Raw genomic sequence first — 25,179 nt, 5'->3', positions numbered from 1 at the left:
CGCCCCATCACCACTACCGATCCAGGCCCTTACAGCGGCCGCAGCAGCGCCGACCTGTCGCGCTCCGCCCCCGCCTGCTCGGCCATCCAGTCGAGAAACTCGGCCTCACGCAGCGGCCGACTGAAGTGATAACCCTGACCCAACGAGCAGCCATGCTCGCGTAGGCAAGTGAACTGCGCCTCGCTCTCGATGCCTTCGGCGACGCATTCCAGGCCGAGGTTGCGGGCAATCACCAGAATGGTCTGCACCAGCATCAGGCCGCTGCCGTCTTCGCCGTGGATGTCCCAGGTAAAGCTGCGGTCGATTTTCAGGCGATCCAGCGGCAGGCGCTTGAGGTAGGTCAGGGAGGAGTAACCGGTGCCGAAATCGTCGATGGCAAAGCGCACGCCGAGCCTTTTCAGCTCGGTCATATTGGCGATGCAGCGCTCGACGTCTTCGAGCAAGACCCCTTCGGTGATTTCCAGTTCCAGCGCCGTGGCCGGCACCCGGTGACGCTGCAGACAGTCGCGCACCCGTTCGACGCACTTGGTCTGGCGCAGCTCGCGGGGGCTCAGGTTGACCGCCAGGACCATCTGCGGCCAGCGCGGCAGCCAGCGCGCCAGAGCCATGCAGGCCTGCTCCAGAACCCAGTTGCCGAGTTCCTCGATCAGCCCGGTTTCCTCGGCCAGGGGGATAAAGTCGCCGGGCATGATCTCGCCGCGTTCGGGGTGCACCCAGCGCAATAGCACTTCGGCCCCGGCCACCCGCTCGGTCGCCAGCGCCAACTGCGGCTGGAACACCAGGTGCAACTGGTTACGCTGGATCGCCTGACGCAGCTCGCCCTGCAATAGCAGACGCTGGTCGATGGCGGCCTGCATTTCCGGGGCGAAGAAGTGCAGGCCATTGCGCCCGGCATGCTTGGCCCGGTACATGGCGGTGTCGGCCTGCTTGAGTACGTCGGCCGCCACCTGGGCTCCGAAGGGGTGCAGGGCGATGCCGATACTGGCGCTGATCGACAGCTCGTGGCCTTCGATCCAGCAGCTCCCGGCGAGGCTCTTGAGCAGCTTCTCCGCCGCCACCGCCGCCGCTTCGGCGGCCAGTTGCGGATTGCTGTCGAGCCCCTCGAGCAGCACCACGAACTCGTCGCCGCCCATCCGCGCCAGGGTATCTTCGGCCCGCAGGCTACCGGCCAGGCGGGCGGTGACCTCCTGCAACAGGCCGTCGCCGACCAGATGACCGAGGCTGTCGTTGACCGTCTTGAAATGATCCAGGTCGATAAACAGCAGCGCGCCCAGGGTGCTCTCGCGTGATTCGCGATCCATCGCATGCTGCAGCCGGTCGAGCAACAGCCGCCGATTGGGCAGCCCGGTCAACTCATCGCTGAAGGCCAGCCGCTCGATCTCGCGCTGATAGCGCTGACGCTCGGAAATATCGGTCACGCTGCCACGAATCAGCACCTGCTCACCGGGCATGCGCACCAGGCGCACCTCGCAGGGAATCTGCCGGCCGCCGCTGTCGCGGTGCAGCCAGTCGAATACCGGGGTCTCGCCGGCGATCGCCTGGCGCAGATAGTCACTGCCGATGTCCGCGGAAGCCTGGCCGTTGGCCTGCTTGGCCGGGCTCAGGTCGAGCACGCTCTTGCCCAGCAGCTCCTCCCGCGAGTAGCGCAGCAGGCGCAGGGCATTGTCGTTGCAATCGACCATGCCGCCATGCGGGGTGAACAGCATGATCGCCTCCGGGGCGTGCTCGACGATGGTCCGGTAACGCGCCTCGGCCTCGAAGCGGGCGCTGATATCCTCGACCAGCAACAGGAACATGCCGACCCGACCGCTGGCGTGGCGCACCGCGCGCAGGTTCAGGCGCGTGTGCACCAGCGAGCCGTCCGGACGGACGAAGCGCTTGTCCAGCTCATACCCCTCGCGCGTGCCGCCGAGCACCTCGGCCAGCAACACCTGCTCGGCTGCGAAATCGTCGGCCTGGGAGATGCTCGCCCATCTGCAGGCCAGCAATTGCTCGCGGGATCGATCGAGAATGCTGCACAGCTTGAGGTTGACCTCCTCCCACTCGAAACTCGGGCCGGTCAGGGCCATGCCGATCAGCGGTGCTTCGAAGAACAGGCGCAGGCGCTCGTCGCGCTCGCGCAATTGCTGTTCGGCGAGCTTGCGCGCGCTGACATCCTGCAGCGCCCCATACACCCGCACCAGGTCGGCACCGTCGCGCTCGGTGACGCCGCGGATGCGCACCCAGCGGCTCTTGCCCATGGCGGTGAGCAGGCGTACTTCGATATCGAACTGATCGAGGCCGTCGAACAGTTGCTGCAGGGTCTGCTCGGACAGCGCCCGGCCAGCGGCGTCCATATAGCTCAGGGCCTCATCCAGGCTGGGCGCGCCGGTCTTCGGGTCCAGCTCATAGATGCGGAAGCAGCCCTCGCTCCAGTCCATGTCCTGGGCCGGCAGGTTGAGCACCCAGCCGCCGAGGTTGGCGATATGTTCGGTCTGGCTGAACAGGTAGCTCTGCTTGAGCAGCTCCTCGCTCTGACTGCGTACCTGCCGGGCCATGTGTTCACGGGCGCTGACGTCATGCAGCAGGGCGACGAAATGGCTGATGCCCCGCTCATCGCGCATCGGCGCGAGAATGAACTCGCTCCAGAACTGCTCGCCGTCCTTGCGGTAGTTGCGCAGCACTACGTCGCAGGCCTGGCCCGCATGGACGGCCTGCTGCAGACGGCTGAGACCCTGCTGGCGGTGATCGCCACCGAGCAGGAAGCTCCAGTTGCGCCCCAGGCTTTCCTCGCGGCTGTAGCCGGTGATGCGCTCGAACGAGGGGTTGCAATAGATCAGCGGCAGCTCAGCCTGCCGCGCATCGGCAATGATCACCCCCAGCGAGCTGGCCTCCAGCGCCAGGTTGGCCAGGGCCAGCTGCTGCTGGGTGCGGGCGCTGCGCGCCAGAGACTGACGCAGATCGCTCAGGGCGCGCCCCACCATCAGGCTGGCCAACATAAACAGCAGCACGCCGAAGTGCAGCTCCAGGCGCTGCGGGTCGAGCCAGGCCGCGGTCTCGGTGAGGCCACGCAACAGCGGCAGGATCAGCACCATCAGCGCGCTCAGGGTCGCCCCGCAGATGGCCCCGACATAGCCCCAGACCAGGGCCAGGCTGAGCATCATCACACCAATCAGCGGCAGGTTCAGACTCAGAGGCAGCAGTTCCAGCAGCCAGGGCATGCCCAGCACCAGGGCCAGCAGCAAGGGCCAGGCGGGCCATTGGCGCAGGGCGGCGGGCACCGGCTCGCGGCGCTTGGCCAGGGGCGAGTTGAGCCAGCCGCGACGCTGCAACCAGGGCGTCAGGTAGGTCAGCAGCGGAACGGTCACGGCCAGGGTCATCAGGCTATCGGCCAGCCACAGGGTCAGGATCGCCGAGGGCAGGCTGGGCGTCGGCAGGTGGCCGCTGAGCCAGAGGTTGGCCTGTACGCCGATGGCCACCGGGACCAGTGCCAGCAGCACGCCGAACAACATAAAGCGCACCAGATGGCGCAGGAAGGGCAAGGCCGGATCGACCGGGCGCAGGCGGCACAGGCCCCAGGCCAGGGCCACGCCCAGGGTCTCCGGCACGGCATAGAGCGGGGCCCAGCGCCAGTCCAGGCCCCACAGCGGGATGCTCAGCAGGCTGTTCAGGTAGAGCAGCGGCAGCACCCGCGGCCCCCACCACAGGGTCATCGTCAGGCCTAGGGCAAAAGGCAGGTGCCAGAGTGCCGCCCCTGCGCTGAACTGGGTACTCAGGGATAGCCAGGTGGCCAGATGGAGCAATGGCAGCGGCAGCCACCAGGTCCATGTCGGTAGGCAATCGGGAGCTGCAGGCATGCTGACCTCATGTCATAACGCAGGTTGAGCATAGTTCAGCGCAGCACAGCGGTCGGATCGGTATATCCAGGCACTCATGGGTGCCGATGCCCCTGGCACTGCCCCCGGCTATACCGCGTCGCGCGGCAGCAGCAGGCCCAATGGTAAACAGACGCGGGCTTCCAGGCCACCTCCAGAGCGGTTGCGCAGCTCGACGCTGCCGCCATGCAGGGCGGCGATACGCCGCACGATGGCCAGGCCGAGGCCAGCACCCTGGCCGCCCCGGGCGCGATCGCCACGGATAAAGGGGTTGAAAATGCTGCCCAGCTCCGCCGGGTCGATACCGGCACCGCGGTCCAGCACGCTGAGCACCACATAAGGCGCACTGCAGTCGCCGGACACCGAGACGGCGACCTCGACCGCATTGCCGCCGTAGCGCAGGGCGTTCTCGATCAGATTGACCAGCAGGCGCTTGATCGACACCCGGCGCAACGGAAAGGCCGGCACCGGTTCCAGACACAGGCGCACCACTTCCTGCTTCTGGTTATAGGGGGCGACCACCTCGCGGATCAGCTCGAGCAGGTCGAGCTGCTCCACCGGTTCGTCGCGGCCGTCGCGGATAAAGGCGAGGAACTGGTCGAGGATGGCGTCCATGTCCTCGATATCGCGGACCATGTCCTCGGTCAGCTCGGAGTCGTTGTGGAGAAACTCCAGGGACAGGCGCAGGCGGGTCAGCGGCGTGCGCAGGTCATGGGACACCCCGGCCAGCATCAGCTCGCGCTCGCGGGCCGCCTGCTCGACGTCCTCGGCCATCTGGTTGAAGGCGCGATAGACCTCGGCCATCTCGCTCGGCGTGTCGCTGACCGGCAGGCGCACGCTGCGCCCCTTGCCGACCTGGCGGGCGGCGAACACCAGGCGCTTGAGCGGCGCACTGAGCTGACGGACGAAGATCCAGGCCGCCGCGGTGGACAGCAGGCCGATGGCCAGGAACCAGCCCAGCACGTTCCAGATCCGCTGACCACGCAGCGGATGCGGATACAGCGGCACCCGCAGCCACTGGTCGCCCAGGGTTGGCGCATGCACCCACAGGGCCGGCGGACTCTTGGCCCGCACCCGCACTTCGGTGTCCGGGCCCAGCTCGGTCTGCATCTGCCGCTGGAAAATCTCGCTGTAGGGCCAGTGCTGCTCGGTGCGCGGCACCTGCTCGCGGGGCACCGGCTTGAGCCCGGCCGCCTCGGCAATGGTGGCGCGGTCTTCCGGGTCTGCCGCCCAGTAGGCGCGCAGGGTCAGCGCCGCGCCGTGGCTGTACTGGCGGTCGACCAGCACATCCTCGTTCATCATCAGATAAACCAGGGTCAGGGCCTTGGAAAACAGCACCACCACCAGCACCAGCCAGAGGGTGCGGGAGAAGAAGCTTTGCGGGAACCACAGCGGGGTTTTCATCACGACTCGATGTAGGTTGGGTTGAGACGCGCAGCGACGAAGCCCAACACAAGGCTCACGAACAGGACGTTGGCATTCGCTGCGCTCAGCACCAACCTACGACTCATTTATTGCCATCCGGCACGAATACATAGCCCACGCCCCAGACCGTCTGGATATAGCGCGGCTTGGACGGGTCGGGCTCGATCAACCGACGCAGGCGCGAGATCTGCACGTCGATGGAGCGCTCCAGGGCGTCCCACTCGCGGCCACGGGCCAGGTTCATCAGCTTGTCGCGGGTCAGCGGCTCGCGAGCGTGCTGCACCAGGGCCTTGAGCACGGCGAACTCGCCGGTGGTGAGCATATGCACCTCGGCCCCCTTCTTCAGTTCGCGGGTGGCCAGGGACAGCTCGTAGTCGCCGAAGCTCACGCTCTCGTCCTCGCTGCCCGGCGCGCCCGGTACCAGTGGGGCCTGACGGCGCAGCACGGCCTTGATCCGCGCCAGCAGCTCGCGCGGGTTGAACGGCTTGGCCAGGTAATCGTCCGCGCCCAGCTCCAGGCCCTGAATGCGGCTGGCCTCATCGCCCTTGGCGGTGAGCATGATGATCGGTACCTGGTTGTTGCCTTCGCGCAGGCGGCGGCAGGCAGACAGGCCGTCTTCGCCGGGCAGCATGAGGTCGAGCACCACCAGGTTGAACAGCTCGCGGGCCAGCAGGCGGTCCATCTGCTCGACGTTTTCCACCGCACGCACGCGGTAGCCCTGCTCCTCGAAGAAGCGTTCGAGCAGGCGGCGCAGGCGGGCGTCGTCGTCGACGATGAGGATTTTTTCGCCTTCAACGGGAAGTGCAGTGCTGCTCATTCAGGGCTCCTTGACCAGGCATCCGCCGGGCGCGGGCGCGCTGGCAGTGTGCAATAGCCGGCATTATGGCTCAGGAGCCGCAGCCGACGTGCAGCCCATTGTTAGCAGATTTTTCCCCGACGGGTTCCCGGTGCACGGCCGGGCAGTGTTTATAATGCGCGGCCGCATCGACGTGGCAGTCGCCCAACGACAACCGCCGCCGCACCGGATAAGGGTGGGGCTGGCCACGCCGATTCAACTGATTTCCGCGCGCCATGCCGTAGGCATGGTCGCCTTGTGGGTAGCTTTTTCTATGCTCAGCATCAACAACCGCATCGCCGAAGAACTGGGCGTACGCCCGCAACAGGTCGCCGCCGCCGTGGCACTGCTCGATGAAGGCTCGACCGTGCCGTTTATCGCCCGCTACCGCAAAGAGGTCACCGGCAGCCTCGACGACACCCAGCTGCGCAACCTGGAAGAGCGCCTGCGCTACCTGCGCGAACTCGATGAGCGCCGCAGCAGCATCCTCGCCAGCATCGAGGAACAGGGCAAACTGACGCCCGAGCTCAAGCGCGAGATCGACCTGGCCGAGACCAAGACTCGCCTCGAAGACCTCTACCTGCCGTTCAAGCAGAAGCGCCGCACCAAGGGCCAGATCGCCCTGGAAGCCGGCCTCGGCGAGCTGGCCGACGCCCTGTTCAACGACCCGAACCTGACCCCGGAAAGCGAAGCCGAGCGCTTTATCGACGCCGAGAAAGGCTTTGCCGACATCAAAGCCGTGCTCGAAGGGGCCAAGTACATCCTGATGGAGCGCTTCGCCGAGGACGCCGACCTGCTGGCCGGCCTGCGCAGCTACCTCAAGGACAACGCCATCCTCAGCGCCCGCGTGGTCGCCGGCAAAGAGAATGAAGGGGCCAAGTTCCGCGATTACTTCGAGCACGACGAGAAGCTCAAGGGCGCGCCGTCGCACCGCGCCCTGGCGATCTTCCGTGGCCGCAATGAAGGCATCCTCAGCGCCAGCCTGAAGGTCGGCGATGAAGCCCCGGGCAGCATGCACCCCTGCGAAGGCATGATCGGCGAGCGTTTCGGCATCAGCGCCCGTGGCCGCGCCGCCGACAAGTGGCTGGGCGAAGTGGTGCGCTGGACCTGGAAGGTCAAGCTCTACACCCACCTGGAAACCGACCTGTTCGGCGAGCTGCGCGAGGCCGCGGAAAACGAGGCGATCAACGTCTTCGCGCGTAACCTGCACGACCTGCTGCTGGCCGCCCCCGCCGGCCCGCGCGCCACCCTGGCGCTGGACCCGGGCCTGCGCACCGGCTGCAAGGTGGCGGTGGTCGACGCCACCGGCAAGGTGCTGGAAACCTCTACCGTTTACCCCCATGCGCCGCGCAATGACTGGGACGGTACCCTGGCGATCCTGGCCAAGCTGTGCGCCAAACACGCGGTCGACCTGATCTCCATCGGCAACGGCACCGCCAGCCGCGAGACCGACAAACTGGCCTTGGAGCTGATCAAGAAACTGCCGGGCCTGAAGCTGACCAAGGTCATGGTGTCCGAGGCCGGTGCCTCGGTGTATTCGGCCTCGGAACTGGCGGCCAAGGAATTCCCGGATATGGACGTGTCGCTGCGCGGCGCGGTATCCATCGCCCGCCGCCTGCAGGACCCGCTGGCCGAGCTGGTGAAGATCGACCCGAAATCCATCGGCGTCGGCCAGTACCAGCACGACGTGTCCCAGCTCAAGCTGGCACGCTCGCTGGATGCGGTGGTCGAGGACTGCGTAAACGCCGTCGGCGTGGATGTGAACACCGCCTCCGCCGCGCTGCTGGCGCGCATCTCCGGGCTTAACACCACCCTGGCGCAGAATATCGTCGCCTTCCGCGACGCCAACGGCGCATTCAACAGCCGCGCCGAGCTGCTCAAGGTGCCGCGCCTGGGCGACAAGACCTTCGAACAGGCCGCCGGCTTTCTCCGCGTGATGAACGGCAGCAACCCGCTGGACGCCTCCGCCGTGCACCCGGAAACCTACCCGCTGGTGCAGCGCATCGCCTTGGACACCGGCCGCGATATCCGCTCGCTGATCGGCGATGCCGGCTTTCTCAAGCGCCTCGACCCCAAGCAGTTCACCGACGACAAGTTCGGCCTGGTGACCATCGGCGATATCCTCAGCGAGCTGGAAAAACCCGGCCGCGACCCGCGTCCGGAGTTCAAGACCGCCGAGTTCCAGGAAGGCGTGGAAACCCTCAAGGACCTCGAGCTGGGGATGATGCTCGAAGGTGTGGTGACCAACGTGACCAACTTCGGTGCCTTCGTCGATATCGGCGTGCATCAGGACGGCCTGGTGCATATCTCGGCGCTGTCGGAGAAGTTCATCAAGGACCCGCACGAGGCGGTCAAGGCCGGCGACGTGGTCAAGGTCAAGGTCATGGAAGTGGACATCCCGCGTAACCGCATCGCCCTGTCCATGCGCATGGGCGACACCCCCGGCGAGAAGGTCGACGGCCCCCGTGGCGGCCCACGCGGCAGCGGCAACCGCGGCGGCAATGCGCCGCGCAGCGAGCGCCACTCGTCCCAGGACAAACCGGCACCGGCCAGCGGCGGCATGGCGGCACTGTTCGCCAATGCCAAGCAGCTGAAAAAGTAACAAGCCCCGCAGGGTGCGCCGTGCGCACCGCCCTACAGATGCAACACCGATACCCATCGCCCCATGATGGGTATCGCATTGCTCAACCTGCGCGGCCCCACCCATCCTACGGCCTGCCGCGTCGCCCTGACGCAAAAGCACAGCGCCCAGCTATAACATTCTTCATCCGTGCCGGGTTATAAGACGGCACTGAGCGGCCACGCCGCAATTCTCGCCCCTTGTAGAGCACGCCTGTCGCCCCCATATTGGCGCAACCGATGCGTGAAGGAATGCAATCTTGAGCGACCTGTTACCCCGCCGCCTGGCCCAGCTTGGCGAGTGCGCCAACCTCTCCCTGCTTGCCCAGTGCCTGCACGGTATCGAGCGCGAGTGCCTGCGCGTCGATGGCGATGGCCAGCTGGCGCTGACCCCGCACCCGGCCGCTCTCGGCTCGGCGCTGACCCACACGCAGATCACCACCGACTATTCCGAATCGCTGCTGGAATTTATCACCCCGGCCGAGCCTGACCCGGCCACCACCCTGGCCGATCTGGAACTGATCCACCGCTTCGCCTACAGCAAGCTGGACGGCGAATACCTGTGGAGCCCGTCGATGCCCTGCGCCCTGCCGGACGAAGAGACGATCCCGATCGCCCACTACGGCAACTCGCATATCGGCGAACTCAAGTACGTCTACCGCAAGGGCCTGGCGCTGCGCTACGGCAAGACCATGCAGTGCATCGCCGGTATCCACTACAACTTCTCCCTGCCCGAAGCGCTGTGGCAGCTGCAGCAGCAGGCCGAAGGCGATACGCGCAGCGCCCGGGATTATCAGTCGGCGCGCTATATCGCCCTGATCCGCAACTTCCGCCGCTACAGCTGGCTGCTGATGTACCTGTTCGGGGCCTCGCCGGCGCTGCACAAGGGCTTTATGCGCGGCAGCCCGCACCAGTTGCAGGAGCTGGACGGCGAAACCCTCTACCTGCCCTACGCCACCAGCCTGCGCATGAGCGACCTGGGCTACCAGAGCAACGCCCAGGCCGGCCTGACGCCCTGCTACAACGACCTGGCCAGCTACACCGACAGCCTGCGCCAGGCCGTCGGCACGCCCTACCCGCCCTATGTGGAAATCGGCGCGAAGAAGGATGGCCAGTGGCTGCAGCTGAACACCAACATCCTGCAGATCGAGAACGAGTACTACTCCAATATCCGCCCCAAGCGCGTGACCTACAGCGGCGAGCGGCCGATCCAGGCGCTGATGGCCCGCGGCGTGCAGTACGTCGAAGTGCGCTGCCTGGACATCAACCCCTTCCTGCCACTGGGCATCGACCTGAGCGAATCGCGCTTCCTCGATGCCTTCCTGCTGTTCTGCGCCCTGCAGGACAGCCCGCTGCTGGAAAGCGGCGAATGCCATGCCTGCACCGACAACTTTCTGAGCGTGGTCAAGGAAGGCCGGCGGCCGGGCCTGCAGCTGCAGCGCCATGGCCAGACGGTGGTGTTGCAGGCCTGGGCCAGCGAGCTGCTGGAGCAGATCCTGCCGCTGGCCGAGCTGCTCGACCAGAGCCAGGGCGACAGCCAGCACGTAGCGGCCCTGCAGGCGCAACAGGCCAAGGTCGAAGACGTCAGCCTGACGCCCTCCGCCCAGGTACTGGCGCAGTTGCAACAGGGGCTCAGCTTTACCGAATTCGCCCTGCACCAGAGCAAGCTGCACGCCGAATACTTCCGCAGCCAGCCCCTGACTGCCGAACAGCAGGCCGCATTCGAGGCCAGCGCGACGCAATCGCTGCACGACCAGGAGGATCTGGAAGCCCACGAGGAAGGCGACTTCGACAGCTTTGCCGCGGCCTATCAGGCCAGCATCCTGGCAATGGCCAACTGAGCCGCGAGAGCGCCGGCCCGACAGCGGCCGGCATTTCGTCAACTGCTTCACAAAACCAGTGAGCGGCGCAAAAACCAGGATCTACGGCTCAACGCGCGCGGACTTATCCGGCTAGCATTAGGCTTGAATATCTAACGCGAGTTTGTGCCATGGCGTCCGCCGCCTCGACCACGGAAGATCAGCACTGGAGCCTGGAAAGCCTCAACAAGGCTTATCAGCAGGGCTACATGGCCGGTCTGACCGGACAACCCAACACGCCCCAGGGCCAGGGTGCCGAAGTGCTCACGGCAGCCTGGGAAGCCGGCTGGGATGATGGCAACGAGCAGTTCGAACAGCACAAACGCCGCAGCGCCTGACCCTCCTCGCTATTGACTCGCCCTGAACGCCGATATCGAGCGGGATCAGGGCCTGCCGCCCCAACCCCAGCAAACCCATCGTTAGCCACGCGGCAATGGCGGAGTACGCGGCGGGACCACCCGCTTGCTCCCGGTCGACTCATAGGCCGCAGCCAGGCGCAGCAGCGCCGAATCGTCGTAGGCGCGACCGGCGAAGGTCAGCCCCACCGGCATGCCGATATCCGCCATCAGCCCCATCGGTACGGTGACCGTGGGCACGCCCAGGTGGCGGATGGCGAGATTGCCGTTGGCGACCCAGACCCCGTTGCTCCAGGCGATATCCGCAGACGCAGGATTCACATCGGCATCGGCCGGGCCCACGTCGGCGACGGTGGGGAACAGCACCGCGTCGAGCCCCAGCCCATCCATCCAGTCTTCCAGGTCGAGCTTGCGGGTCTGTTCCAGGCCGCGCAGACCATCGGGCAACGTAGCGATCTGATCCCAGGGCGTGATGCCGCGCTCGGCCATGCGCACATACTCGTCCATGCCGGCGGCCAGGTCGTCTTCGCGGTTGGGCAGGGTGCCCGGGTCATGGGGAAAAATCAGCGGGCCGTCGACGTCGACTAGGCGGTTCAGCTTGGGATCGCCGTTGGCCTGGAGGAAATCATCGAAGCCCCAGGCCGACAGCGCCCAGAGTTCGTCGTGGAGGAACTCTCTGGACACCAGGCCGCGAGTGAACACCGTCGGCGCGCCGGGGCGATCGCCCTCGCAATTGGAGACCAGGGGGAAATCGACTTCGATCACTTCGGCACCCGCGGCTTCCAGTGTCTGCCGCGCCTGCTCCCACAGTTCGATCACCGCGGGACGGGTGTGGATGCGCTGCCCAGTCGGGCCGCCGATACCCGGCTTTGCACTGGTGCCGGCCGCTTCATCCTGGTTGATAAACATGCGTGGCACGCCGAAACGCTTGCCGGCCAGGGCATCGCGCTGCGCGGCCAGCGCCGGATAGGAGGCGGGACGCACCGCGGCCACGCTGGGGATCGGCACCCAGGGCTGCAAGCGCCACAGGTCGCCGCGCTTGTCGGCGTCTTCGGCCACCACCACATCGAGCACTTCGAGCAGGTCGGCCATGGTTCTGGCAAAGGGCACCACCACGTCCATGGTCGGCGTCAGCGGCCAGTTGCCGCGCACCGAGATCACCCCGCGCGACGGCGTGTAGGCACACAGGCCATTGTTCGAAGCCGGCCCGCGGCCGCTCGACCAGGTTTCCTCGGCCAGGCCGAACGCCGCGAAGCTGGCGGCGGTGGCCGTACCGGCACCGTTGGATGAGCCCGAGGCGAAGGGCGCGGTGAGGTAGGCGGCGTTGTACGGGCTTTCGGCGCGGCCATAGACGCCGCGCTGCATGCCGCCGTTGGCCATGGGCGGCATATTGGTCTTGCCCAGGCAGATCGCCCCAGCGGCGCGCAGGCGCTCGACGGTAAAGGCGTCGCGGTAGGCGAGCAGATCCTTGAAGGCCGGGCTGCCGGAGGCGGCGGTCAGGCCCTTGACCAGATAACTGTCCTTGGCCGTATAGGGGATGCCATCCAGCGGGCCGAGGCTCTCGCCGCGGGCGCGGCGGGCATCGGCAGCCTGGGCCTCCTTGAGCGCATCGGGGTTGCGCACCACCAGCGCGTTGAGGGCAGTGGGCGTATCGGGGCCATCGTAAGCCTCGATCCTGGCGAGATAGGCCTGAACCAGCTCGACCGCCGTGGTTCGCCCGGACTCGAGCGCGGCGCGCAGTTCGGCAATGGAAACCTCAGTTACTTCGATCATGGTGTCGCCCCTGGCTGCTGATGGGTTGTGCCATAAATGTCGCCATCACACCGCACCTTAGGCTCGGGGACATCACTGATGGCAAAACGGCTCTTCTACCGCACCTCGCTGCACTGCATACATGACAAGGTGAAGGGTAGCTATTACGGATTTTTATTCGATACTAATCGATTAAAAATCCAAAATGAAGGCTAAATACGCTTTAAAAGCCGATTTTTATCGGATATAAATAGGCCATCCACTGCCATGTCATGACACACCATGGCAGCGCAACAGCGCTCTGCTAGGGTCAGATGACCACCCGAACTTCGAGTAAAGCAGACACCGTAGGATGGGTCGGGCCGCTGCGCCCAACCTATCCTACGACCTGCGCGTAACCCGGATAAAAGCCGGGAATTTTCTGTCACAACATCCCGGACCGCATCCGGCTACAGGTGAACCATGACCACACTGACCACGACTCCACGCGCCGATGGCTTCCGTATGCCGGCCGAGTGGGAACCCCATAGCCAGACCTGGATGGTCTGGCCCGAGCGCCCGGACAACTGGCGCCTGGGCGGCAAGCCGGCGCAGGCGGCCTTTAGCGCCGTGGCCATGGCAATTGCCGAGTTCGAGCCGGTCACCGTCTGCGCCTCGGCCGGGCAGTACGAGAACGCCCGCCAGCGTCTGGCCCACGACAATATCCGCGTGCTGGAAATCAGCACCGACGACGCCTGGGTGCGCGATACCGGGCCGACCTTTGTCACCAACGGCAGTGGCGAGGTGCGCGGCGTCGACTGGGTCTTCAACGCCTGGGGCGGGCTCGATGGCGGCCTGTATGCCAACTGGGTGCGCGACGACCAGGTGGCGCGCAAGATCCTCGAGATCGAACGCTGCGCCCGCTACCGCACCGAAGGCTTCGTGCTGGAAGGCGGCTCCATCCATGTGGACGGCGAAGGGACCCTGATCACCACCGAGGAATGCCTGCTCAACCGCAACCGCAACCCGCACCTGGGCCGCTCCGAGATCGAGCAGATGCTCCATGCGCACCTGGCCATCGACAGCGTGATCTGGCTGCCGGATGGCCTGTTCAACGACGAAACCGACGGCCACGTCGACAACTTCTGCTGCTACGTGCGCCCCGGCGAAGTGCTGCTGGCCTGGACCGACGATCCGCAGAACCCCAACTACCCGCGCTGCCAGGCCGCCATGGGCGTGCTGGAGCAGGTGCGCGATGCCAAGGGTCGCCAGTTGATCGTGCACAAGATGCCGATTCCCGGCCCCCTCTATGCCAGCGATGAAGAGTGCGCCGGGGTCGACCTGGTGGCCGGTAGCCAGGAGCGCGATCCATCGATCCGCCTGGCCGGCTCCTACGTCAACTTCCTGATCGTCAACGGCGGCATTATTGCGCCGAGCTTCGACGATCCGCAGGACGAAGCCGCCCGCGCCATTCTCCAGCGCCTGTTCCCCGAACACCGCGTGGTCATGGTGCCAGGCCGCGAGATACTCCTGGGCGGCGGCAATATCCACTGCATCACCCAGCAGCAGCCTGCCGCGCAGTACGCCTGAGCGTGACGGCCGGCGAGGGCCTGCCACCCTCGCCGGCGCGTGACGCAGCCAGCAGCCCTCTGCCGGTGTTACCCTGGCGACCATGAATTCGAGCAAACCCAGCCCCGATCAGCCCGCCGAGCCCCATAGCCGCACCGAAGGCGAAGCCATCCTGCAGGCGCTCAAGGCCGGCAAGAACAAGCGCGCGCGCAAACTGCTGGGGCGCATGCACCCGGCCAAGATCGCCGCCATGCTGGAGATGCTCGACACGCGCCAACGGCAGAGCCTCTGGCAGCAGATCGAGTCGGGCCTGGAAGGCCGCATCCTGCCCCACCTCAACCATGAACTGATTGCCCAGTTGGCCGGTGACGCCAGCGACCCCTTGCCGCCGCGAGCGGAGGCTGAGCGCGCCGGGGCCAACGTCAACCACCTGGAAGCCGTGCGCCAGGCCCTCGCCCTGGGCAAGCTCAAGCGGGTCGGCAAACTCCTCCAGCGCATGCACCCGGCCAAGGTCGCCGGCCTGCTGGAGGCCCTGCCCCCCGTCGAACGGCGCGCCGCCTGGAGCATGCTCGAGACCGAGCGCAGCGGCAAAGTGCTGACCTACCTGCACGACGAAATCCGCGGCGCACTGGCGCTGGAACTGGACCTGGAAGACCTGATCGCCTCGGCCGAACAGCTGGAGCTGGATGACCGCGTCGACCTGATCCAGACCCTGCCCGGCGAACTCGGCAGCAAACTGCTGCATGCCAGCAACGCGGCGCAGCGTCAGCAGCTGGAGTCGATGCTGCGCTACCCCGAGGACTCGGCCGGCGGCCTGATGAACGCCGACCCGATCCTGATCCGCGCCGACGTCAAGGCCAGCACCGTGCTGCGCTACCTGCGCCTGCTGGAAAAACTGCCGCCGCAGACCGATATGCTGATGGTGGTGGACCGAAAGGGCCATTATCAGGGCGCGCTGCGCCTGAGCAGCCTGGTCACCGCCGACCTCGATCAGCGCGTGGTCGAGCTGATGCACAGCGATATCGCCGGAATTGCCGTCACGACCAGCAGCCGCGAGGTCGCCCGGCTGTTCGAGGATCTCGACCTGCTGTCCGCCCCGGTGGTCGACGCGCACAACAAGCTGCTCGGACGCATCACCGTCGACGACGTGGTCGACCTGATACGCGAGGACTCAGAGCGGGCGCTGATGCAGATGGCCGGCCTCGACGACGAAGCCGACATCTTCGCCCCGGTGCTGGTCAGTTCGCGGCGCCGCGCGGTCTGGCTGGGCATCAACCTGATCACCGCCTTTAGCGCGGCCTGGGTCATCGGCCTGTTCCAGGCCACCCTGGAGCAGCTGGTGGCCCTCGCCGTGCTGATGCCGATCGTGGCCAGCATGGGCGGTATCGCCGGCAGCCAGACCCTGACCCTGGTGATCCGCGGCCTGGCCCTGGGTCAGGTGCAGAAGGGCAATATCCGTATCCTGCTCAACCGCGAACTGGGCATCTCCATCCTCAACGGCCTGCTCTGGTCGGTGGTGATCGCCCTGCTCGCCGTCTTGTGGTTCGGCGACTGGGGCATAGGCGCGGTGCTCGGCGTCGCCATCCTGGTCAACCTGCTGTGCGCGGCGCTGGCCGGCTGGGGCATCCCGCTGCTGCTCCAACGCATGGGCATCGACCCGGCGCTGGCCGGCAGCGTGATTCTCACCACGGTGACCGATGTGGTCGGCTTCTTCGCCTTCCTCGGCCTGGCCACCCTGTTGCTGCTTTAGGTTTTACGCTTACAGGTGCTGATACCCAGCAGCGGATAGGCCGGACAGAAGCGAAACAGGCCGGTCGCCAGCGGCACGACGCCGATCCAGCCCCACAGGCCGATCGCGCCACTGAGGCTCAGGCCAATCAGAATCAGGCCGACGGCGATGCGCAGGCTGCGGTCGATGGTGCCAACGTTTGCTTTCATGGTGACCTCCTCGGTCATGCTGCGCGCCGGTTCTCCAGCGCGCTGAACAACAACATCCCGGCCAGCATGGCCAGAACGAACAACAGCACCTGCCAGTGCCCGCTGAGCAGAATCGCCAGCGCCGGGCCCGGGCAGATACCGGCAATACCCCAACCGACGCCGAACAACAGACTGCCGCCGATCAGCCGACGATCCAGGTTGCGCTTGTCCGGCAGCTGCATGGGCGCGTCCAGTAGCGTCAGGCGTTGCCGGCGCGCCCAGCGAAAGGGCAGCACGGCCACAGCGATGGCCCCCAGCATGACCAGCGCCAGGGACGGATCCCAGGCCCCGGCCAGGTCGAGAAAGCCCAGCACCTTGGCCGGGTTGGCCATGCCGGCCAGCAGCAGGCCGAGGCCGAAGATCAGCCCGGCCAGTAATGCAGTCAGTTTGCGCATGATCAGCCCCCCAACAGATGACGCAGGACAAACACCGTGGCGAAACCGGCGGCCATAAAGGCCAGGGTCGCCGCCAGCGAACGCGGCGACAGCCGGGAAATGCCGCACACCCCGTGGCCGCTGGTACAACCCGCGCCATAACGGGTGCCGACGCCCACCAGCAGGCCGGCCAGGCCCAGGCTCAGCCAGCCACCGTGGAACTCGATTGGCGGCAGGGCGGCAAACAGCCCCCAGAGCAGGGGCGCGAGCAGCAGGCCGAGGAGAAACAGGGCCTTCTCGCCACGCCCCTCGCCGCCTTCCACGACCGCGCCGAGCAGGCCGCTGATACCGGCGATACGCCCGTTGAGGACCACGAACAGCGCCGCCGCCAGGCCGATCAGGGCCCCGCCGCCCAGGGCGCTCCAGGGCGTAAAGTTGAGCCAATCGATGGTCATTGCGACTCTCCTGCACAGAACAGTTGATAGAGGGTGTTGATCACCGCCAGGGCCGCCGGGCTGCAGATCCGGTAATGGATCTGCTTGCCCTCGCGGCGGGTCTGCACCAGGCCCTCGCGGCGCAGCACCGCCAGTTGCTGGGACAGGGTCGGCTGCTGGATACCCAGCAGGCTCTCCAGCTCGCTGACATTGCGCTCGCCCTGGGACAGCTGACAGAGCAGCAGCAGACGGTCGGGATTGCCCAGGGCTTTGAGCAGCTGCCCCGCCGCATCGGCGTTGGCGCGCAGTTGCTGGATATCGAGGGGGGTGTCGGGGGCATTCATCTGGCGGCACTCAATTAAGATAAAAACAATTTATTCTTTTATATATTGAGTTGCAAGCCCACCCTCTCCACACCCGCCTGAGGGGCAGACAATAAAAAACCCGGAACAGGGTCCGGGTTTCTTCTGTTGCCTGGGCCGAGCTGGATGCAACAGCTCGGCCGGCAGCGCCGCAATCAGAGCAGCGGCAGGGTGTAGCTGACGATCAGACGGTTTTCATCAACGTCACGACCGAAGTTGTTGCGCACAGTGGCGTTGCGCCAGCGCACACCCAGGTTCTTCAGCGAACCTTCCTGGAACACGTACATCAGCTCGGTATTGCGCTCGCGCTCCTTGCCTTCGGAGACATTGCTGCCACGGTCGATGTTATCGCCGCTGAGGAAGCGAGTCATAAAGGTCAGACCCGGCACGCCAACAGACGCGAAGTCGAAGTCATAACGTGCCTGATAGGACTTCTCGTCCTTGGCCGCGAAGTTACCGATCTGCACGTAGTTGACCAGGAACGGGTCCGTACCACCGATATAAGCGAAGCCGGTGTCACCGCTCATTTTCTGGTAACCCAGGCCAAACTTGTGGCCACCCAGCGCATAAGTGACCATCGCACCGAAGGCCTTGTTGTCGACATTGCTAACGCCGTCATCGGTGGAGCGTGCATAACGCACGTCAGTCTTCAGGCTCTGTTTGTCGCCCAGCGGCAACACATGCACCAGGTTGAAGGAGTGCTGTTTGTACATATCCTCCAGGTTGGAATAGTAGTAACCGGCCGTCAGGTCCTTGCTGAGCTTGTAGCTGCCGCCGGCAAAGACGAACTCGTTGGACTGATTGGCGGCGTTACCGCCCTTGAAGCTGATACCGCTGAGGGCATAGGTGCTCAGCGTCATGTCTTGATAGTCTTGCGAGTTGCGGTTGTTGACCTCGTCGAGGTAACCGGCATCCAGGGTCAGACCTTCGATCTCCTGGGAGACCAGATGGCCGCCGCGGAAAACCTGTGGCAGCAAACGACCGTCGCTGGAAGCAACGGCCTGGTTCTTGAACTGCATCTGGCCAACGCGCAGGGTGCTGCTGGAAACCTTGGCCTTGGCGGCTACCGCCAGACCCGAGTAGTTGTCCTGGGAGCCACCGGAACGATCCGGAACGAGCAGATCACTGCCCGCCGTACCGTCGCCGGAGTCCAGCTTGAAGCCGAACATACCAATGGCATCGGCACCGAAACCCACCGTCCCCTCGGTGAAGCCGGAGTTTGCACGCAGGATAAAACCTTGTGCCCACTCTTCACGCTTGTTCTGCCCTGCGTCTTCACGGAAATCACGGTTGAAGTAGAAATTGCGTGCCTCAAGGGTGGCAGTGCTGTCACCAATAAAGTCGGCGTGGGCGACTTGGCTCAGGGACAAGCCCAGGGTGCTGGCGGCGACGGCCAGGGCCAGGGAGGTCTTTCTCATTGTGATAGCTCCAGTTGTGTGTGGGTGGCTCATCGGCACGGCACAGGGCTTCAGCAGGTGAAGGGGCAGGCACGCACCGAATTCGGGGGCTTATTGCGCCCCGCTCCACTGCAGCGGCGCACAGACGCGCTAGCTGGCGGGCAGCGGGGCAATAAGCGAAATCAGGCGTGCATGCGCAGACAGGGGGCGCAACTCGAGGTCTGGCGACAGGGCATCGGGCAGGTAGGGATCATGGCGCGGCTCTCGGTCTTTTTATTGTTGGCCGTGAATGGACACAGCCGTTATATGCACAGCCCTACGCAGATACTGTGCCAGTCCGCTTAGGGCGGCAGCCGGCCGCTCTAGCTCAGGCCTCGAGTGCGATCCATGAAGGATATGGGGGGATGGTCGAGGGCACACGACAGGCGGTTTTTCGCCGAACGGCGATTGGCAACAGGCGGTTTTTCGCCATAACGCCCCCCCTTCCCGCGACCGTTCGAAACAGCCCGTTCAGTCGATCACGATCTGGTTCTTGCCCTGGCGCTTGGCCCGGTACATGGCGGCATCGGCACGGGTGTAGAGGGCATCCAGGTTCAGGTCCTCGGCGCGCAGGTTGGTCAGGCCCTGGCTGAGGGTGACGCCGAACGAGGTGCCCTCGTGGCTGAAGCGCAGACGCCGCACCTCGCGCTGCAGGCGTTCGGCAATCTGGACCGCCAGGGCCGGCTCGCAGCGGGGAAAGAGCGCGGCGAACTCTTCGCCACCGATACGCCCGAACAGGTCACCGCGCCGCAGGGTGGTAACGCCGCTGTACGCCAGGCGCTGCAGGACCTGGTCGCCCATCTGGTGGCCGTAGTGGTCGTTGATCTGCTTGAAATCGTCCAGGTCGATCAGCAGAAAGGCCAGAGGACTGCCATATTCGCGAGCCTGCTCGAACTCGCGCTGGGCGCAGTCGAAGAAATGCCGACGATTGCTGCTCTGGGTCAGCACATCGGTGGTGGCCAGGCGGTGCAGTTCGCCTTCCAGCTGCTTCTTCTCGGTGATGTCCTCGGCGATGCCGACAATGATCTGCGCCTTGCCGGCGGCGCTCTGGCGGCTGACGAAGCACTTGTCGCTGAGCCAGCGCAACTGGCCGTCGCTGCGGATAATGCGGTACTCGCGGGCCTCGACCGCGCCGGTCTGCAGCACCTGGGCCAGGCTCTCGGCGGCATAGTCCAGGTCGTCCGGATAGATGCTGTTGCGCCACTCGTCATAGCTGGCCAGCAGCAGGGCGGCAGAGCGGCCGAAGATGCGTTCATAGGCGGGGCTGACATAGATGACCCGCTGGGCTTCCCAGTCGAAGGCCCAGAGCACGGCATTGACGCTGCCCAGCAGGGTACTGAACAGCTGCTCGCGCTCCTGCAACCGCGCGACTTCGCCGCGGGTGTGCAATAGCGCCAGGGTCAACTCCTCATGCTCGAGTTGCAGTCTGCTCACTTCATCCATAACCGCCGCCGGTTTGCACAGTGCTTAAGCGATACCACGAGCATATGCCAGAAACAAAAAACCCGCCTGGAGTGGCGGGTTGTTTGCGTCAGGCCCCTATCAGGCGCTGACGGTCGGCCGCAACGAATAGGTTTTCAGCTGTTCGGCGAATTCGCGCAACGACTGGATGCCGCTGGCCTCGGCCTCATGCACCCACTGCTTGATGGCTTCGAGCATGTCGTGACCATTGGCGCTGGTCTTGACCCAGATCTGCTGCAGGGCCAGGCGCTTCTCGTAGATCACCTTGAGCGCCTGACTCTGCTCCAGCACGCGCTGGATGCGCAGCTGATGCCCTTCGTCGAGCAGGCTCGGCTCACGGGCCAGCAGGCGCTTGGCGCGGTGGAAATGATGGCGCACCGAGGCGTCGGCCTTGGCCAGTTCCTGCTTGACCAGGGGGCCGATCACCAGCTTGCGGTACTGCGCCATGATCTGGAACCTGTTGTTGAGAATCGCCATGGCGGTGTCCATGTCGAGGCTGCGCTTGCCTTCCACCCGGTGGGCAATCGGCGCGACGCGCTGCACCCTGGCCAGCCCCAGCAGGCTGAACAGCCGGATCCAGGCCCAGCCCATGTCGAACTCCCACTTGCGCACCGACAGCTTGGCCGAGTTCGGGTAGGTGTGGTGGTTGTTATGCAGCTCTTCACCGCCGATCAGAATGCCCCAGGGCAGCAGATTGGTCGCCGCGTCGCGGCACTCGAAGTTGCGGTAACCCACCGCATGGCCCAGGCCGTTGATCACGCCGGCGGCCCACACCGGGATCCACATCATCTGGACCGCCCAGATGGTGATGCCCGCCGCGCCGAACAGGGCCAGGTCGATCAGCGCCATCAGGCTGATACCGGCCATGGGGAAACGCGAATAGAGGTTACGCTCGATCCAGTCTTCCGGGCAGTTCTTGCCGTAGATGCGCAGGGTTTCCGGGTTTTTCGCCTCTTCGGCGTACAGCTCGGCACCGGTGCGCAGAACGGTGCCCAGGCCCTTGATCACCGGGCTGTGCGGGTCGTCCACGGTCTCGCATTTGGCGTGATGCTTGCGGTGGATGGCGGTCCACTCGCGGGTATTCTGCGCCGTGGTCAACCACAGCCAGAAGCGGAAGAAATGCTTGAGTGCAGGATGCAGTTCCAGGGCACGGTGGGCCGAGTAACGGTGCAAGTAGACGGTGACGCTGACGATGGTCACATGCGTCATCAGCAGGGTGACCGCGATCAGTTGCCAGATCGACAGGTCGAGAAAACCGTTGTACCACATGGAGTCGAGTGCCTCGTATAGAGAAGGACGCAGCCTGTCCTGAAACAGACTACAGGCATTATCCCTGACCGGGATCAGAAAACCAGTTGGTCTTTTGGATAAGAATGCCGGCCCCGCGTTAGCGCCTATACTGCCCAGCAGATCAAAAGGACTGACTACCCCCTATGAACTCTCCCCGCAGCGCCCGGCACCTGACCCTCGCCTACATTTTGGCGGCCGGCCTGTGGGTAGCATTCAGCGACATTCTGCTCGCCGCTCTCGACCTCTCGCGCGAACAGTTGGAGTCCGTGCAGCTGGCCAAGGGTCTGCTCTTCGTCCTGCTCAGCGGTGCCCTGCTGTACTGGGTGTTGCGCACCTATCAACGGCAACAGCAGCGCGCCCACCGCGCCCTGAGCGCCAGCGAAAAACGCCTGAGCCGCGCCCTTAGCGCGGCCAGGGATGGCATGTGGGACTGGGACCTGCGTACCCGCGCGGTGTTCTTCTCCACCGAGTACACCGCCCTGCTCGGTCTGCAACCGGGCGGCCTGGGCAACGACAAGGAAAACTGGCTGCAACGCCTGCACCCCGACGACCGCGCGCATTTCCAGCGCAGCCTGGAGCAGCGCCTGAGCAGCGCCAGCCCGGCCCCCTATGAAGTCAGCTACCGTCTGCGCCACAGGGATGGCACCTACCGCTGGATCCAGTCCCGCGGCCGACTGCTGCTGGACGACCAGGGTCGCCCGGAGCGCATGATCGGCACTGCCAGCGACATCACCCAGCGGCGCAATGACGAAGACAGCCTGCGCCAGGCCGCCGCGGTGTTCGACGCCACCCAGGAAGGGGTACTGGTCACCGATGCCAGGCAACGCATCGTGCACTGCAACCCGGCCTTTACCCGCATCACCGGCTACAGCCAGGCGGAGATCCTCGGCCAGCAGCCCAGCCTGCTGAAGTCCGGGCGGCACGACCAGGCCTTCTACAACAGCCTCTGGCATGCCCTGCAGAGCCGCGGCGGCTGGAGCGGTGAAATATGGAACCGGCGCAAGAACGGCGAGATCTATCCGCAGTGGCAGAATATCCGGGTCATTCGCGACGAAGAGGGCGAGATCAGCCACTATGTCGCGGTGTTCTCCGATATCACCGCGCTCAAGCGCTCCCAGCGCGAGCTGGACTACCTGGCCCATCACGACCCCCTGAGCAACCTGCCCAACCGCCTGCTGTTCACCGAACGGGTCGAGACCGCGCTGGAGCGCGGGCAACGCGACAAGCGCTGCGGCACTGTGCTGCTGATCGACCTCGACCACTTCAAGCACATCAATGAAAGCCTCGGCCACGCGATCGGCGACCTGTTGCTCAAGGAGGTCGGCGAACGCCTGCGCCAGCAGTTGCGGGGCAGCATGACCCTGGCGCGCCTCGGCGGCGACGAGTTCGGCCTGCTCTGCGAAGACTGCGCCACGGCCGAACAGGCGGCCGGCCTGGCCCAGCAGATGCTGGGCTGCCTGAACCAGCCGTTCGTGGTCAACGGCCAGGAGCTGTTTATCGGGGCCAGCATCGGCATCAGCCTGTTTCCCGGCGATGCCGACAATGTCGCCCAGGTGCTGCGCAACGTCGACTCCGCGCTGTTCAAGGCCAAGAGCAGCGGCCGCGAGGGCTATGCCTTCTACGCCCAGGAGCTGACCGAATACGCGCGCCAGCGGGTCGAACTGGTCAGCGCCCTGCGCCACGCCCTGGAGCACGACGAATTGCGCGTGTATTACCAGCCGCTGATGTGCCTGCGCAGCCGACAGATGATCGGGGTCGAAGCCCTGGTGCGCTGGCAGCACCCGCAACGCGGCCTGGTTCCGCCGGGGGAATTTATTCCGATCGCCGAGGAAAGCGGGCTGATCGGGGCCATCGACGCCTGGGTGCTGGACCAGGCCTGCCGGCAGATGGTCGCCTGGCAGGCGGCCGACTATGCCCTGCGTTTTGTCGCGGTGAATGTGTCCAGCCGCCTGTTCAGCCGCGGCGAACTGGATAGCCGGGTGGCCCAGGTACTGGCCGACACCGGCCTCGACCCGGCCTTCCTCGAACTGGAAGTCACCGAAAGCGCGGTGATGGACAACCCCGACGCGGCCCTGGCCCTGCTCAATCGCCTGCGCGCCCTGGGCGTGCGCCTGGCCATCGACGACTTCGGTACCGGCTACAGCTCCCTGGCCCGCCTCAAGCGTCTGCCGGTGCACAAGCTGAAACTCGATCAGAGCTTCGTCATGGGCCTGCCCCGCGACCAGGACGACGTGGCCATCACCCGTGCGGTCATCGCCCTGGGCCACAGCCTGGGGCTCAAGGTACTGGCCGAGGGCATCGAACAGCTGGAGCAGGCGGAGCTGCTCGAACAACTCGACTGCGACCATGCCCAGGGCTACTATTTCGGCCGCCCGCAACCGGCCGAGGCCCTGGCTGCGCAGCTGCCGCAGGCGCAGGGCGTAGAGACTTTCCAGGAATAGATCATGCGCGTGATGATTCTCGAAGACGATGTATGGATCGCCGACCTGCTCAAGCAGATCGTCCTGAGCCTGCGCCCCGGCACCCAGGTGGTTTGCCACGCCAGCTTGGACAACGCCATGAGCGACTGGCAGAGCCTGGCCGCCGACCTGCTGGTCTGTGACTGGAACCTGCCCGACGGTCCCGGCACCGTGTTGCTCGAACGGGTGCGCCAGGACGACCCGCAGGTCCCCCTGGTGATGATTACCGGCCGCGCCGACCGCGACAGCGTGCTGGCGGTGCGCGCGCTGCGGATCAACGCCTTTATCAGCAAGCCGTTTCAGGTGCCCAAGGTGCTCGAATGCCTGGACCGTCTGCTGCCGGCCTTCAGCGACACCCCCGCCGTCGCCGCCAGCAGCGCCGGCAGTTTTATCGAGTTTCTCGACAGTCAGGCCGACACTGCGCTGGACCTGCCCCTGCAGGCGGGCATGCAGAGCAAACTCGAAGCGCTCAGCCACCAGCAGCCCAGCGTGCGTCAGCTGCAGCAGGCCTGGCAGCATGACCCGACCCTCACCGGCCGCCTGCTGGCCGCCGCCAACAGCCGCCAGTACAACACCGCCGCCACCGCCTGCCTGAGCCTGGGCGAGGCCCTGCAGATCCTCGGGCCGACCACCAGCCTGAATATCGGCATAGGCCTGAGCCTGAACCCCGCCAGCCAGCTGGACGATGCCGAACTGCGCCTGCAGGCCGAGGCGCAGATGCAGCAGATCGACAACCTGCACCCGCGCGTGTCCGAACTGGCCGTGGCCTGCCGCCTCGATCCCGCGCCGCTGCACAGCGCCGCCCTGCTCTACCGCATGGGCGAGCTGTGCCTGCTGCAACAGGCGCAGCTCTGGCGCAACGCCGGCCACAGCCTGCCCCTGGAAGAGTTGAGCCAAGCTCTGGACAAGGCCAGCAGCGTGCTGGCCAACCGCCTGAAAGCCCACTGGCGCCTGCCCACGCCGCTGCGCGACCTGATCGGGGCCTGCTATGCGCTGCCCACCATCAATACCCGCCGCGAGGCCATCGTCATGCACCTGGCGGCCAGCGAACAGGCCGCCGTACCCGATGCCGACAAACTCGCCCGCCTGCGCCGCCTCGCCGGCCTGCCCTGAATCCCATCGACAATCACCGTCAGCC

Annotated in this window: 18 protein-coding genes; 7 read left to right on the top strand and 11 right to left on the bottom strand. The window is 65.6% G+C overall.

The genetic code is table 11. The annotated features are described in order from the left end of the window. Positions 1-29: 29 nt before the first annotated feature. From AACY13_RS00940 to ompR, 3 genes are all read right to left on the bottom strand, one after another. Entirely contained in the window at positions 30-3,836 is a 3,807-nt protein-coding gene (locus AACY13_RS00940) for a bifunctional diguanylate cyclase/phosphodiesterase (protein WP_339458465.1), read from the bottom strand. 108 nt (positions 3,837-3,944) lie between these two features. Next, on the bottom strand, positions 3,945-5,258 hold the full coding sequence (locus AACY13_RS00935; protein ID WP_339458463.1) for an ATP-binding protein: 1,314 nt from the start codon (positions 5,256-5,258) through the stop codon (positions 3,945-3,947). Positions 5,259-5,361: 103 nt separating this feature from the next. Further along, entirely contained in the window at positions 5,362-6,096 is a 735-nt protein-coding gene (gene ompR, locus AACY13_RS00930; protein ID WP_339458460.1) for an osmolarity response regulator transcription factor OmpR, read from the bottom strand. 292 nt (positions 6,097-6,388) lie between these two features. Here ompR and AACY13_RS00925 point away from each other — a divergent pair, with 292 nt between their 5' ends. The 3 genes from AACY13_RS00925 to rmf all read left to right on the top strand — a co-directional run bounded on the left by AACY13_RS00925 (position 6,389) and on the right by rmf (position 10,930). Continuing rightward, the gene (locus AACY13_RS00925; protein WP_339458458.1) at positions 6,389-8,716 is read left to right on the top strand and encodes a Tex family protein; all 2,328 of its coding nucleotides are present in this window, start codon (positions 6,389-6,391) and stop codon (positions 8,714-8,716) included. Between the two features lie 277 nt (positions 8,717-8,993). Continuing rightward, complete coding sequence (gene gshA, locus AACY13_RS00920) at positions 8,994-10,574, top strand: glutamate--cysteine ligase (protein WP_339458456.1); 1,581 nt, start codon at positions 8,994-8,996, stop codon at positions 10,572-10,574. 149 nt (positions 10,575-10,723) lie between these two features. Next, positions 10,724-10,930 (top strand): ribosome modulation factor, encoded by a 207-nt coding sequence (rmf, locus tag AACY13_RS00915; RefSeq protein WP_339458454.1) that lies wholly within the window; start codon positions 10,724-10,726, stop codon positions 10,928-10,930. Positions 10,931-11,011: 81 nt separating this feature from the next. On the opposite strand, the gene AACY13_RS00910 is transcribed toward rmf, so the two are convergent. Next, positions 11,012-12,721: an amidase gene (locus AACY13_RS00910; RefSeq protein ID WP_339458451.1), complete on the bottom strand. Its 1,710-nt coding sequence runs from the start codon at positions 12,719-12,721 to the stop codon at positions 11,012-11,014. 441 nt (positions 12,722-13,162) lie between these two features. Between AACY13_RS00910 and aguA the strand changes: the two genes are divergently transcribed. Both aguA and mgtE read left to right on the top strand, forming a co-directional pair. Further along, entirely contained in the window at positions 13,163-14,269 is a 1,107-nt protein-coding gene (gene aguA, locus AACY13_RS00905; protein WP_339458448.1) for an agmatine deiminase, read from the top strand. 82 nt (positions 14,270-14,351) lie between these two features. Beyond that, positions 14,352-15,998, top strand: coding sequence for a magnesium transporter (gene mgtE, locus AACY13_RS00900; protein WP_339458446.1), 1,647 nt, complete (start codon positions 14,352-14,354; stop codon positions 15,996-15,998). Here the strand turns inward: mgtE and AACY13_RS00895 are convergent. The 7 genes from AACY13_RS00895 to desA form a co-directional block, all read right to left on the bottom strand. Continuing rightward, the gene (locus tag AACY13_RS00895; protein WP_339458445.1) at positions 15,995-16,186 is read right to left on the bottom strand and encodes a YgaP family membrane protein; all 192 of its coding nucleotides are present in this window, start codon (positions 16,184-16,186) and stop codon (positions 15,995-15,997) included. The two genes, mgtE and AACY13_RS00895, sit on opposite strands and share 4 nt — an antisense overlap. A 14-nt stretch (positions 16,187-16,200) precedes the next feature. Beyond that, positions 16,201-16,620 carry a DUF6691 family protein gene (locus tag AACY13_RS00890; RefSeq protein ID WP_339458443.1) on the bottom strand — a complete coding sequence of 140 codons (420 nt, stop codon included), beginning with the start codon at positions 16,618-16,620 and terminating at the stop codon, positions 16,201-16,203. 2 nt (positions 16,621-16,622) lie between these two features. Then, on the bottom strand, positions 16,623-17,054 hold the full coding sequence (locus AACY13_RS00885) for a YeeE/YedE family protein (protein WP_339458441.1): 432 nt from the start codon (positions 17,052-17,054) through the stop codon (positions 16,623-16,625). After that, positions 17,051-17,377: an ArsR/SmtB family transcription factor gene (locus AACY13_RS00880; RefSeq protein WP_339458439.1), complete on the bottom strand. Its 327-nt coding sequence runs from the start codon at positions 17,375-17,377 to the stop codon at positions 17,051-17,053. Before AACY13_RS00880 ends, AACY13_RS00885 begins: the two co-directional genes overlap by 4 nt. Positions 17,378-17,550: 173 nt before the next feature. Continuing rightward, complete coding sequence (locus AACY13_RS00875) at positions 17,551-18,813, bottom strand: OprD family porin (protein WP_339458437.1); 1,263 nt, start codon at positions 18,811-18,813, stop codon at positions 17,551-17,553. Positions 18,814-19,302: 489 nt separating this feature from the next. After that, a complete protein-coding gene (locus AACY13_RS00870; RefSeq protein ID WP_339458435.1) occupies positions 19,303-20,274 on the bottom strand; it encodes a GGDEF domain-containing protein in 972 nt (323 codons plus the stop codon). Between the two features lie 99 nt (positions 20,275-20,373). Then, positions 20,374-21,561, bottom strand: coding sequence for a delta-9 fatty acid desaturase DesA (desA, locus tag AACY13_RS00865; RefSeq protein ID WP_339458433.1), 1,188 nt, complete (start codon positions 21,559-21,561; stop codon positions 20,374-20,376). Between the two features lie 164 nt (positions 21,562-21,725). On the opposite strand from desA, the gene dibA reads away from it, so the two are divergent. Further along, on the top strand, positions 21,726-24,023 hold the full coding sequence (dibA, locus tag AACY13_RS00860) for a phosphodiesterase DibA (protein WP_339458431.1): 2,298 nt from the start codon (positions 21,726-21,728) through the stop codon (positions 24,021-24,023). Between the two features lie 3 nt (positions 24,024-24,026). Next, positions 24,027-25,154 (top strand): response regulator, encoded by a 1,128-nt coding sequence (locus AACY13_RS00855; protein WP_339458430.1) that lies wholly within the window; start codon positions 24,027-24,029, stop codon positions 25,152-25,154. Positions 25,155-25,179: the final 25 nt, after the last annotated feature.

The organism is Pseudomonas sp. EA_105y_Pfl2_R69 (assembly GCF_963970915.1).
GTDB lineage: Bacteria > Pseudomonadota > Gammaproteobacteria > Pseudomonadales > Pseudomonadaceae > Aquipseudomonas.
Note: the sequence above shows the minus strand (reverse complement) of the source record. Positions and strands in the feature narration are given on the sequence as shown.